At 60.5% G+C, this 12,109-nt stretch carries 12 protein-coding genes and 1 pseudogene; 4 read left to right on the forward strand and 9 right to left on the reverse strand.

Annotated features, from left to right (window positions below):
- Positions 1 to 237: 237 nt before the first annotated feature.
- Positions 238 to 1,821: a methyl-accepting chemotaxis protein gene (locus tag M0D69_RS36405; protein WP_301786669.1), complete on the reverse strand. Its 1,584-nt coding sequence runs from the start codon at positions 1,819 to 1,821 to the stop codon at positions 238 to 240.
- Between the two features lie 386 nt (positions 1,822 to 2,207).
- Between M0D69_RS36405 and bluB the strand changes: the two genes are divergently transcribed.
- A complete protein-coding gene (gene bluB, locus M0D69_RS36410) occupies positions 2,208 to 2,882 on the forward strand; it encodes a 5,6-dimethylbenzimidazole synthase (RefSeq protein WP_301786670.1) in 675 nt (224 codons plus the stop codon).
- A 19-nt stretch (positions 2,883 to 2,901) separates the two neighbouring features.
- On the opposite strand, the pseudogene M0D69_RS36415 reads toward bluB, so the two are convergent.
- Positions 2,902 to 3,144, reverse strand: a pseudogene (locus tag M0D69_RS36415) (hypothetical protein); the annotation flags it as partial.
- Positions 3,145 to 3,319: 175 nt separating this feature from the next.
- Here M0D69_RS36415 and garL point away from each other — a divergent pair.
- A complete protein-coding gene (gene garL, locus M0D69_RS36420; protein ID WP_301786671.1) occupies positions 3,320 to 4,105 on the forward strand; it encodes a 2-dehydro-3-deoxyglucarate aldolase in 786 nt (261 codons plus the stop codon).
- 36 nt (positions 4,106 to 4,141) lie between these two features.
- Positions 4,142 to 5,038: a 2-hydroxy-3-oxopropionate reductase gene (locus M0D69_RS36425; RefSeq protein ID WP_301786672.1), complete on the forward strand. Its 897-nt coding sequence runs from the start codon at positions 4,142 to 4,144 to the stop codon at positions 5,036 to 5,038.
- Between the two features lie 80 nt (positions 5,039 to 5,118).
- On the opposite strand, the gene M0D69_RS36430 is transcribed toward M0D69_RS36425, so the two are convergent.
- From M0D69_RS36430 to M0D69_RS36450, 5 genes are all read right to left on the reverse strand, one after another.
- Complete coding sequence (locus M0D69_RS36430) at positions 5,119 to 5,892, reverse strand: transporter substrate-binding domain-containing protein (protein ID WP_301786694.1); 774 nt, start codon at positions 5,890 to 5,892, stop codon at positions 5,119 to 5,121.
- 72 nt (positions 5,893 to 5,964) lie between these two features.
- Complete coding sequence (locus M0D69_RS36435) at positions 5,965 to 6,693, reverse strand: amino acid ABC transporter ATP-binding protein (protein WP_301786673.1); 729 nt, start codon at positions 6,691 to 6,693, stop codon at positions 5,965 to 5,967.
- On the reverse strand, positions 6,677 to 7,330 hold the full coding sequence (locus tag M0D69_RS36440; protein WP_047897486.1) for an amino acid ABC transporter permease: 654 nt from the start codon (positions 7,328 to 7,330) through the stop codon (positions 6,677 to 6,679). The genes M0D69_RS36435 and M0D69_RS36440 overlap by 17 nt, the downstream gene beginning before the upstream one ends.
- A complete protein-coding gene (locus M0D69_RS36445; protein WP_047897487.1) occupies positions 7,327 to 8,076 on the reverse strand; it encodes an amino acid ABC transporter permease in 750 nt (249 codons plus the stop codon). The genes M0D69_RS36440 and M0D69_RS36445 overlap by 4 nt, the downstream gene beginning before the upstream one ends.
- A gap of 104 nt (positions 8,077 to 8,180) precedes the next feature.
- The gene (locus tag M0D69_RS36450) at positions 8,181 to 9,011 is read right to left on the reverse strand and encodes an NAD(P)-dependent oxidoreductase (RefSeq protein WP_301786674.1); all 831 of its coding nucleotides are present in this window, start codon (positions 9,009 to 9,011) and stop codon (positions 8,181 to 8,183) included.
- Positions 9,012 to 9,183: 172 nt separating this feature from the next.
- Here M0D69_RS36450 and M0D69_RS36455 point away from each other — a divergent pair, with 172 nt between their 5' ends.
- Positions 9,184 to 9,930, forward strand: coding sequence for a FadR/GntR family transcriptional regulator (locus M0D69_RS36455; protein WP_301786675.1), 747 nt, complete (start codon positions 9,184 to 9,186; stop codon positions 9,928 to 9,930).
- A 9-nt stretch (positions 9,931 to 9,939) separates the two neighbouring features.
- Here M0D69_RS36455 and M0D69_RS36460 read toward each other — a convergent pair whose 3' ends face one another.
- Both M0D69_RS36460 and M0D69_RS36465 read right to left on the reverse strand, forming a co-directional pair.
- Entirely contained in the window at positions 9,940 to 10,962 is a 1,023-nt protein-coding gene (locus M0D69_RS36460; protein ID WP_301786676.1) for a substrate-binding domain-containing protein, read from the reverse strand.
- 54 nt (positions 10,963 to 11,016) lie between these two features.
- Positions 11,017 to 12,102: an ABC transporter ATP-binding protein gene (locus M0D69_RS36465; protein WP_301786677.1), complete on the reverse strand. Its 1,086-nt coding sequence runs from the start codon at positions 12,100 to 12,102 to the stop codon at positions 11,017 to 11,019.
- Positions 12,103 to 12,109: the final 7 nt, after the last annotated feature.

The raw sequence follows: 12,109 nt of genomic DNA on the forward strand, positions 1-12,109 counted from the left end.
GGACGCTAACTTGCCGATTGTTGGGAGGCGTTTTCTTTGCTTCTGTTTCTTTTTCCGTCGTGTCCGTCGGAAAAAGAAATGAAGTGCCGCCACGCACAGTGGCTAATAATGATAAAAAAATCAGCTAACTCACGCAGACCACCACGGCCGAAAGCACCAACCCGGCATAAACCCATCCCCACGAGCGCAAGAGCCCAAAAATCAAAACCCCGAGCGCGAGCGCCCCCCTGATCGTCTTTAAACAAAACTACCAACCCCCTTCGCGACATCGTCTTTCAGACGAAACAGCGCCATCGCATCGTTCAACTGCCGGCTCTGCTCCTCCAGCGACACTGCCGCCGCCGATGCTTCTTCCACCAGCGCCGAGTTCTGCTGCGTCATCTCTTCCATCTGCGCGACGGTCAGATTGACCTGTTCTATACCGGCGCTCTGCTCGCCCGAAGCCAGACTAATCTCCGCCATGATCGCGCTGACACGCCTCACAGCCTCCACCACTTCGACCATGGTCGAGCCTGCATGAGCCACGAGCTGACTGCCGTCCTTGACGCTCAGTGTGGAATCGCCAATCAGTTCCTTGATCTCTTTAGCCGCCGATGCCGAACGCTGCGCCAAACTGCGCACTTCGCTCGCAACGACCGCGAAACCTCGTCCCTGCTCGCCCGCCCGCGCGGCTTCCACAGCCGCATTCAACGCAAGGATATTGGTCTGGAACGCAATGCCTTCAATCACGCCAACAATGCCGACGATCCGGTCCGAGCTGCCGGAGATCGCGTCCATGGTCGCGACCACGCGGTTCACCACCTCCCCGCCACGCAGTGCGATGTCGGACGCGCCGGCGGCGAGTTCGCTGGCGTTGCGCGCGTTGTCGGCGTTCTGCCTGACCGTGGCGGTCAACTGCTCCATGCTCGATGCGGCTTCCTGAAGCGACGCCGCCTGTTGCTCCGTACGCGCCGATAGATCCAGATTGCCGCCAGAGATGGCATGCGCGTCACGCACGATCGTCTCCGCACTCGACCGCACTTTCTGCACGGTCTGCGCCAGCCCGTCCTGCATGCCCTTCAACGCGTTGAGCATGTAGCCCATCTCGTTGTCGCTCTGGATCGTCACTGTGCTGGTCAGGTCGCCGGCCGAGATCCGGCCGAAATAATCGACGGCCTTGTCAATCGGCCGCACGATCGCACGGGTCAGGATCCTCTGCGCAAAAAAGCCGATGACAAGCGCAGCGATCGCGGCCGCGCCGAGCGTCCAGAGCATGGCGGAAAAACGCGCATCGGTGGTGTCGAAGCGGGCTTTCTGGCGGTCGACCTGGAAGTTTTCGAGCGCGCTCAGCGCGCTTTGATAATCGGAGAACAATGCGACCGGCGCCTCCCGCTGGGTGGTGAGGAAGTCCACCAGATTGTCCTGATCGAGTTCCGTCAGCGCCTTCTGGAACACCTGGGCCAGCAGTTGGTCGCGCCGCGCCTGCATGGCGTCGATGAGCACCTTCTCCGCCGGCACCGGCTCGTGAAGCTTCCGGAATGCCTCCAGCTCCTTGTTGCTCTCGTCAAGAAGAGCATGCTGCCGGGCAATTTCGCGCTGAGCCGGTTTGCCGGCGCTGATCAGTTGCTCTACTTCGCCAAAACCGCCGCGCAGCAAAAGCAAACGCTCCGAGCTGGTTTTAAGGTGCAGCAGCGACGCGGTGTCGTCGCGATACATATCCCTGAGCGCGGAATTGCTGCCGTACAAACCCAGGATGCCCACTGCGATAACCGCGATGAGCAGAATCGTATACAAAGCGATCGTCGCGACCAGGCCGCCGCGAATAGTCATGTGTTTGCGCATAAGGGCTAGTCCCCACTGCGTCGCGGTAGTCCGCGGCGCAACAGGTCTGTATCCTCCGGATATCTGGGGCGAACCGTGAAGGGAACCACTGGAATCAAGCGTCGGTTACGTCGCTAACGTCGGTTAGGTGGCTTAACCAGATAACGGCAGCGGGCAATGCGAAGATTTATCGGCAGGCGACATGGATGTGGTGAATAGCGACATCGGGTGCGCGGTCGTGGTGCGGCGGACGTGGCGGCGGACGTGGCGGCGAATGCGGGCCGGCAAGACCCTGCTCCCCGGCGATAAAAACTGACGAGCGCCTTCGCCTTCTCTTCTGACCGCGATCTGAACCCCCAAAACCACGGAACCGTTCGCCCTCAAGGCACTTTTTTGAGCATGGATGTATGACCGACTCGACCTTCAAGCGTTTTTCCGACCCGGAGATTGCCGCCGTTTACCGGGCGATCCGCGAACGCCGCGACATGCGGCATTTCACCGGCGCCCCTGTCGACGCCGACCAGATGGCGCGGCTCATCGACGCCGCGCACCATGCGCCGAGCGTCGGTTTCATGCAGCCGTGGCGCTTCGTCCGCATAACGGACCGGACCCTCCGCGTGGCGCTGCACGACATTGTGGAAACCGAGCGGCGCGCAACCGCCGAGGCGCTCAACGAGCGCAGCGACGAATTCATGCGGCTCAAGGTCCAGGGCATTCTGGATTGCGGCGAGGTCGTGGTAGTCGGTTTGATGGAAGATCGCGAGCGTCATATCTTCGGCCGCCGGACGCTGCCGGAAATGGATCTCGCGTCGGTCGCGTGCGCCATCCAGAACATCTGGCTGGCGGCGCGCGCCGAAGGGCTGGGTTTGGGCTGGGTGTCGCTGTTCGACGTGGGCGCGGTTCAACGGCTGCTGCATATGCCCAGCGACGCAAAGCCGGTAGCCATTCTTTGCATCGGCCATGTCGAGCATTTCTACGACGAACCCATGCTGCAAGCAGAAGGCTGGGCGAAGCGCGTACCGACGTCTTTGTGCGTCGAGGAGAACCGTTGGCCCGAAGCGTTGCCTCATCCCGACGCATGAAGAGCCTGGAACCAGGCCGCTAAGCCTCCGCCAGTTTAAACGGGGCGACGGCCGCGTTCATCTGCGCCGCCTGCGTTTCCAGCGCCGCCGCCGCTGCCGCCGCTTGTTCGACCAGCGCCGCATTTTTCTGCGCCACCTGATCCATCTGCGCGATGGCCACGTTGACCGGCTCGATGCCAATCGTCTGCTCCTCCGACGCCGACCTGATCCCCCGCATGATGTCCGCGACCCTGCCCAGCGCAACGATGATGTCGCGCATCGCGCAGACCGGAACGCAAACCCGAGAAATCCAGAACTTCGTCAGCGATTTCCCTAGTCACGGCCAATGCACTTGCAGTTCCGAAAAGCGACGAGGTAATATGACGTCTGATAACGTATGAGATTGCCGAGAAACTTCGGCATCCAACTTAAGGCGTCAAGCCAGAGGAAGCCTAGCCATGACACCGTCTTCGCCTTACCAACCCTTGCCCAACACATTTCGCCAGTCCGTCCTGAAGAGCGAAACGCTGATCGGATGCTGGGCATCGCTCGGCAGCCCGATCACGACCGAACTGCTCGGCATGCTGGGCTTCGACTGGATCCTGCTCGACGCCGAGCACGCCCCCAACGACGTCCTCACCCTAATCCCCCAGCTCATGGCGCTCAAGGACAGCCGCAGCGCCCCCGTGGTGAGGCCACCGGCCAACGACAGCGTGGTGATCAAGCGCTTGCTCGACAGCGGCTTCTTCAACTTCCTGATTCCCTTCGTCGACAGCGCCGCCGACGCCGCCCGCGCCGTCGCCGCCACGCGTTATCCGCCACAAGGGATTCGCGGGGTATCGGTGGGGCATCGTGGCAATCGCTATGGGACCGTGAGCGACTATCTGAGCACCGCGAACGACAACATTTGCGTCGTGGTGCAAATCGAAAGCCGCACGGCGGTCGAGGCAATCGATGACATCCTGGCCGTCGAAGGCGTCGATGCCGTGTTCCTCGGCCCGTCGGATCTGGCGGCGTCGTATGGACACATCGGCAATCCGAATCACCCGGACGTGCAGCAGGCCATCGCGCACGTCTTCGAGCGCGCCCGCGCCGCGGGTAAAGCGAGCGGCACGCTTGCACCCGTGCAGGCAGAAGCAGAACGTTATCTGTCGATGGGCTGCCAGGTGATTGCAGTGTGCGCCGACATGGGCCTTCTCAGGAATGCGGCGCAAGCCGTGCAAAAACATTTCATGCAGAAATAGCCGGACCGCACCTCTAGACAACTTGTGGAGAAAGACATGCAAAAAGCAGGCTTCATCGGTCTTGGCATCATGGGCAAGCCCATGGCCGAGAACCTCATCAAGAACGGCGTCGCGCTGGCGGCATTCACACGCAGCGGCGTACCGGCCGAGCTGACGCAAGCTGGTGCTGTAGTGTGCGACAGCCCGGCTGCGGTGGCGGCGCAGGCTGACGTGGTGTTCATCATGGTGCCCGATACGCCGGATGTGGAACGTGTGCTGTTCGGCGAGAACGGCGTGGTCGCAGCGTTGCGCGAAGGCCAGGTCGTGGTGGACATGAGCTCGATCTCGCCGATCGCGACCCGCGAGTTCGCAGCGAAGGTGCGCGAGCGCGGCGCGGACTATCTGGACGCGCCCGTCTCGGGCGGCGAAGTCGGCGCAAAAGCCGCCTCGCTCACGATCATGGTCGGCGGTTCGCAAGCTACCTTCGACAGCGTGAAACCGCTGTTCGACATGATGGGAAAAAACATCTCGCTGATCGGTGAAGTCGGCGCGGGACAGGTCTGCAAGCTGGCGAATCAGGTGATCGTCGCAGCGACTATCGAAGCGGTTGGTGAGGCCTTGTTGCTGGCGTCGAAAGCCGGCGTCGATGCAGAGAAAGTCCGTAAGGCGTTGATGGGCGGTTTCGCCTCCTCGCGCATTCTGGAAGTGCACGGCGAACGCATGACGAAGCGTACGTTCAATCCGGGCTTCCGCATTGAACTGCACCAGAAGGACCTGAACCTCGCGCTTTCGACGGCGCAATCGCTTGGGGTATCGCTACCCAACACCGCGACGTGCCAGGTGCTTTTCAACGCTTGCGCCGCGCACGGCGGCAAGGCATGGGATCACTCGGGAATGGTCCGCGCGCTTGAATATCTGGCCAACCACGAGATCGGTCAGACACCGGCTGGCTGATCTGCGGTCCACGTTCTAACAATGCAAAAATGGCATCGCGATCAACACATCGCGATGCCATTTTTTCATACCGCCCAGACTTAACCCTTCGTCACGCTCGCGGGCAAATCGCGGCCGTGGTACTTCTTGTAGATCGTATTGAGCATGCCGTTTTTCTGGTTCGTGCTCACCCAGCTATTGACCCACTCCTTGAGCTTCGGCTCGTCCTTGTTCATCGCAATGCCCAGGTCAAAATCTCTCTGCGGGAACTTCAGTTCGAGATCGCGATTCGGCGCGCGCTTGACCATCTCGGCCAGGTTCGACGGCGTGCTCGAGAAGATGTCGACCTGCCCCGTCACTACCGATGTGATCAGCGTAGCGTCGTCTTCATATCGTTGAATCTGCGCACCCTTCGCCATTTGCGTAGTGATGCTGTCGTTGACGGTCGCGCGCGTGAGGCCGATCGTCTTGCCGTTCAGGTCATCGTAGTTCTTGACCTTCTGACTTTTTGTACCGCCCACGATGATCGTGATGACCGCATAGGGGATCGAGAAGTCCACAACCTTCGCCCGCTCCGGCGTGATCGACAAGTCCGCTATCACGAGGTCCGCGCGCTTCGCCTGCAAGGTCGGCACGCGAGCCGCGTTCGTGATTTGCACGAGTTCGAGCTTCACGCCCAGGTCCTTGGCGAGTGCCGCGGCCGTATCCACATCCGATCCGGCGGGTTGAAGGTTGGCATCGGCGTAACTGAAGAGCGGCGTGCCCATCGCGATCGCCACGCGGATCTTGCCTGCCTTCTTGATGTCGTCGAGCTGGTCGGCCATCGCGCTGTGCGCTACGCCCGCGAGCAACAAAGCGGCCGCGCAGCCGCGCATGATGAATCGGTTGGTCTTCAAAGCAGTCTCCATTTTTATGGTCGGTTCAAAAGATGATCTTCAGGCCTATGCTTATAAGCCGTTGTTCAGGAAGGTGCGCAATTCAGGCGTCTGCGGCGAGTCGAGCATGTCGCCGCTGCCCACTTCCCACACCTTCCCCTGATGCATATAAATGATCCGGTCCGCCATGCGCTTGGCGAACGCCATCTCGTGCGTGACAAGCAACATCGTCATGCCGTCCTTCGCCAGATCCTCCATCACGCGCAGCACTTCACCTGTCAATTGCGGATCGAGCGCGGAGGTCACTTCGTCGAACAACATGACCTTCGGCGACATCGCCAGCGACCGCGCAATTGCCACACGCTGCTGCTGTCCGCCCGAAAGCTGCTCCGGGTAGGCATCGGCTTTCTGCGCGAGGCCGACCTGATCGAGCACGGCCGTTGCCACGCGGCGCGCTTCGTCGCGCCCGAGTTTCTTCACGTGGCGCAGCGCCAGCATGATGTTTTCCTCCACGGTCAGATGCGCGAACAGGTTGTAGCTTTGAAACACGATGCCGACTTCGCGGCGCAACTGATGCAGGTCCACCTTGGGGTCATCGACACGAATGCCGCATACCTCGATCGTGCCGCGGTCGATGGTTTCCAGGCGATCGATACAACGAAGCGCCGTGCTTTTCCCCGAACCGCTCGCGCCGATCACGGCGATCATTTCGCCCTTCGCCACTTCCAGCGACACGCCCTTGAGCACCGGGTTCGAGCCGAAGCTTTTATAGACGTCCCCAAGCTTAACGATTGCCGACATTGAGCTTTTTCTCCATCGATTGACTCCAGCGCGAGAGCGGATAACACAGCGCGAAATAGAAGACCCCGACCAGCCCGAACACGAGGAACGGCTGAAAAATCGAGTTGTTGATGATCTGGCCGGCGCGTGTCAATTCGACGAAACCGATCACTGAAGCAAGCGATGTCATCTTGATCACCTGCACCAGAAAACCGACTGTTGGCGGCAAGGCGAGACGCAGCGCTTGCGGAATGATCACGAGGCGCAAGGTCTGCCAGCGCGTCAATGACAGGCATTCCGCGGCTTCCCATTGGGGCTTCGGCATGGCGTCGATACAACCGCGCCAGATGTCACCGAGATACGCGCTCGTGTAGACCATCAGCGCGAGCCCGGCTGCGACCAACGCAGGTACTTGAAAGCCATACACCGACAGCCCGAAGTAGACGATGAACAGCAGGATCAGCAGCGGAATGCCCTGAATCGCTTCGATATAAACCATCGCCGGACGGCTGAGCCAGCGGCGCGGCGAGATGCGCGCGAGCATCACGCCGAAGCCGCCGATGCTGCCCAGCACGAACGCGAGTGCGGAGAGCACAAGCGTCCACCAGATGGAGTGCACGAGATAAAACAGATGCGCCGTAGTGAAACCGCCGGTCATGCCGCACCTCCGGGAATCACGGTATCTATACGTCCTTGATCCGGCGCCGGCTTGCCTGCCCGCTCCGCTGCTTGCCGCAAGACCCGCCGCCGCTTGAACGCGACCTCGCCTACGGCCCATGCAACCAGCTTGATCAACAACGACAACGCGAGATACAGCAGCGCCACCACGATGTACGTTTCGAGCGAACGGAAGGTATCGGATTGCACGGTGTTGGCGGTGGCCGTGAGCTCTTCAGCCGAGATCTGCGACGCGATGGCCGAGGCCTGCATCATCAGCAGGAACTGACTGGTCAGCGCTGGATAAACCTTTTCGATAGACGGCTGAAGCATCACATGCCAGCCAATTCTCCAGCGCGACAAGCCCAGGCATTCAGCCGCCTCGAGCTGCCCGCGCGGCACCGATTCGAGACCTGCACGAATGATCTCGGCCGCGTAGGCGCCGATGTTGATGATCATCGCGAGTGCGGCTGCGGCGAACGTCGGCATGCGCACGCCGAAACCGGCAAGCCCGAAGTACAAGAGGAAAATCTGCACGAGGAAAGGCGTATTGCGCACGGCCTCGATATAGATCGAACACACGCGCGATAAAAGCCGGTTTTTGCCGCGCTTCGCAAACGCGACCAGCGTACCCAGGATCACGCCGAAAAATACCGCCACGGTCGTCATCTTCAACGTCAGCCAGGCGCCTTTCAGAAAGACGGGCCAGTACGGAAGCAGCGGACTGAAATCGAGAGAGAAAGTCATCGCAGCAAGGTCCAGGGTTGTGACGAGCACGGGCTTTACGGCACCGTGCTCGTTGAGTCTTCGGGTGCTTCACCATCACGCTTCGAATGCACCGGGCAACGGCTTTATTCGAACGGCCCGGTAGTGGTGAACGCCCCGCCCTGCAACAAGGCAACGGCGCTGTCAGGCGCGGGTGCCGGCTGCGCTTCGACCTTCGCCCGGAACGGCTCCGACGAATCCCGCGGGACAAATCCCAGCTTCGATGCAAACCGGTTGTCCCACCATTTGACTGCGTTGTCAGACATCCCATAGACCACCGTATGACCGACATCCGGCGTAAAGAGGCTGCGGCGCAGGAGTTCGAGCAGGTCGTCGTAGCTGAGCCAGCTCGCCATCATCCGGCGATCTTTCGGCTCCGGAAACGCCGAGCCGATGCGGATGCTCACGGTCTCGATTCCGTAGCGGTCGAAATAGAACTGGGCCGTGTCTTCGCCGAACGATTTGGACAGGCCGTAGTAACCGTCGGGACGTCGCAGCGCATGAGCGTCGATCTTCTCGTCCTGGCGATAAAACCCGGTCACGTGATTCGAACTGGCGAAGATGACGCGTTTGACGTTGTGCCCGCGGGCAGCTTCGTAGAGGTTGTAAACCCCCTTGATATTGGCTTCCAGCACTTCTTCGAAGCGCCTTTCCACCGATACCCCGCCGAGATGGATGACCGCATCGCAACCGGCGACGAGCGCATCGACCGCCTGTTTGTCTGAGAGGTCGCAAGGGACAACTTCCTCGTGCGGCGCGGCGTCGGAAGACAACGCGGCAGCGAGATCCGACACCCTGATTGTTTCCGCGAATTCAGCCACGCGCGGACGAATAACCTTGCCTACACCGCCGGCGGCGCCGGTCAGCAACAGACGACTAAAGGGGACGCTAGGAACGTTGTAGTCTTGATTGGCCATGTAAGCCTGTCTCCAATAAGCTCGGCCACCCGGAGCTTTCGTGCTCCTTTCGGATGGGTTGGCCGCTTCACTTAACTGATATTGTACGTTGTCATATGACTATAGCCTGCATATAATCATTCGCACATCCGTTTGTCAACTTTGGTGAAGCATTTTCCCAATCGAGGTGGCCGTGCAGCGATCGACTCGTGCTCTCTTCGAAGCCCCTGCCTACCCCTTGGGTCGGCGCAGCCTGACTACCGAAGTTGTCGACGCACTCCGCCAGCAGATCGAAGCCGCCGACCTCAAGGTTGGCGACAGGCTGGCGACCGAAGCGGAAATGGTCCAGCGCTTCAACGTGAGCCGCACGGTCGTGCGCGAGGCGTTATCGAAGTTGCAGGCAGCGGGGTTAGTAGAGACGCGTCATGGGATCGGCACCTTCGTATGCGAGGCTCCGGGCAAAGAACTGTTTCAGCTTGATCCTGCGGACGTGGCCGGCTCCATCGACGCCCTCGCCGTCCTCGAACTGCGCATCAGCCTCGAGACGGAGAGCGCGGGACTGGCCGCTGCCAGATGCGATAAAGCGCGCATCGCGTCCATGCGGCGTGCGCTGAGCGACTTCGAGCGCAATGTGGGCGAAGCGACCGAGACCATCTCGCCGGATATCCGCTTTCACCTTGAAATCGCGCACGCCACCGGCAACCGCTATGTCGTGGAGATCATGACGCACCTCGGCATTCACCTGATTCCCCGCGCCCGCCTCACCGCGACGCAGATTCCACCCAACGAATACGCCGACTATCTGACCCGCGTGAATCGCGAGCACGAGCAGATCTGCGATGCCATCGAGCGTGGCGACGCTGACTCCGCGCGCACCGCCATGCGGCTCCATCTGATCAACAGCCGCGAGCGGCTGCGACGCGCGCAAGAAAATTTTTAAGCCGCGGCCTCATGCGCGTATTCGTTTCGCCGGGGCAGCGACGGAAGCGCGTTCCGTGACGGTCACAGGGAACGTTCGATAGATCGTGTACGAGGTCCCATAACATTGGTTGAGCAACCATCGAACGGCGTTCTGCGTCAGATCGGCGGTCGGAATGTGGACCGAGGTCAGCCCCGGCGCTGAAAACGCAGCCGAGTAGTCATCATCGTAACCCACCACCGAAATATCGTCCGGCACCGAGATGCCCGCTTGCTGAAAACACGACAATGCGCCGATCGCCATGGTGTCGTTGGCGCAGAACAAGCCGGTAAAACGTTTCTTCGACGCCAGCAGCCGCCGCGCGGAATCAAATCCGCCGTCCGGCGAAAAATCCGATTCGATCAACTGGACCGCAGCCCGGTCGATGCCGTTGCGCGCGAGTTCATCGAAGAATCCCGCAATCCGCGCTTCATTGTCAGAAGCCTGAAAAGGCCCTGAAATCACGGCGATTTTCTTGTGCTGGTGCGCGAGCAGCGTCTGCGCCGCCAGCATCCCGCCACGATGATGATCCGCGCAAAACGACGCTTCCGGCATCTGCGCGAAGTCGCGATTGAGGAACACCATTTTCGGATGCATGCCATGCAGCTTGATGAGGTCGTCGTCATGCAGATCGTGGCTCGTCACGACTACGCCATCGCAATCACGTCCGATCAGGAACTGCACGGCGTCGATAGCCTGGTCGCGCGGCGAGTCGTCGCCATAGCCGGTCGCCACCACCACATGGCGATGCACCTTGCGCAACTCGGTATCGGTTTGCTTGAGGATAGTGCCGTAATACGGGCCGAAGAACGTCGGCACGAAGATGCCGATCATGCCGAGCGATTGGGTTGATAGTGCCCGCCCGATAGATGACGGCCGAAAATTCAGTTCCGCTATGGCTGCCTGCACGCGCGCGAGCGCGTCTGCCGAGACCGGTCCACGGCCGGAGATGGCACGCGATGCCGTGGACATGCCCACGCCGGCCAAGGCCGCGACGTCCTTCAGGGTTGCCACTGTTACTCCGTGAATTAAAGCTTCGTATTTACTTGGAGCCGACTTGGAGTCGACTCAAAGCCGATCCCCGGCGGGTTCGTCGAAGAGCGAAATACGCTTGCTGTCGATCGAAAAGCCGGTGATCTCGTCAACCGCTGCCGTCGCCGAATCCTGCGCAATCGACGCGATTTGCGCGCCATGATAATCGAGCCAAATTACCCGGTGATTGCCCATCGGTTCGACCAGCGACACCGTGCCACGATGCTGGAACGAAGGGTCGATCAAGATGTCCTCGGGGCGCACGCCGAGCACGCATGGCTGGTTCTCCGACAATGCCTGACCAAACGGATACGCGGAGACGTCAAGTTCTATATGGTCGTTGCGAAACCTCACTACCCCCGCGTCGTGGTGAAGCGTTCCCTTAAGCAGGTTCATGCCCGGCGAGCCCAGGAACGTAGCAACAAACAGATTGTTCGGATGCGCGTAGACCTCGGCGGGTGTGCCAATCTGCTGGATCACACCACCGCGCATGACCGCCATGCGAGTCGCGAGCGTCATCGCTTCCACCTGATCATGGGTCACGTAGATCATCGTTGCGCCGAGCCGCTTATGCAGTTGCTTCAGCTCGCGCCTGAGTTCCGTACGCAGTTTCGCGTCGAGGTTGGAGAGCGGTTCATCGAACAGGAACACGTCCGCTTCGCGCACGATCGCACGGCCGATCGCAACGCGCTGACGTTGCCCGCCCGACAACTGAGCCGGCCTGCGCTTGAGCAATGGACCCAGTTGCAGCATCTCTGAAGCACGCGTCACACGACGTTCAATCTCGGCTTTGGGCGTACCGGCAATGCGCAAGCCGAACGAGAGATTACGCTCAACGTTCATCGTGGGATAAAGCGCGTAGGACTGGAACACGAGCGCGATGCCGCGATCTTTCGGATCGGCCCACGTCATATCCTGGCCACCAATTTCGATGCTGCCGCCGCTCACATCGATCAGCCCCGCGATGCTGTGCAGCAAGGTGGACTTACCGCATCCCGAGGGTCCCAGCAGCACGAGGAATTCACCCGGTTCAACCTCCAGGTCGAGCGACTCGATGATCGTGTTGGAACCGAGCTGAATCTCCAGATCCCGGATTGAAACATTCGACATGACGGTAGACATGAATGAG

Source organism: Caballeronia sp. SEWSISQ10-4 2 (genome assembly GCF_030464885.1).
Taxonomy (GTDB): domain Bacteria; phylum Pseudomonadota; class Gammaproteobacteria; order Burkholderiales; family Burkholderiaceae; genus Caballeronia.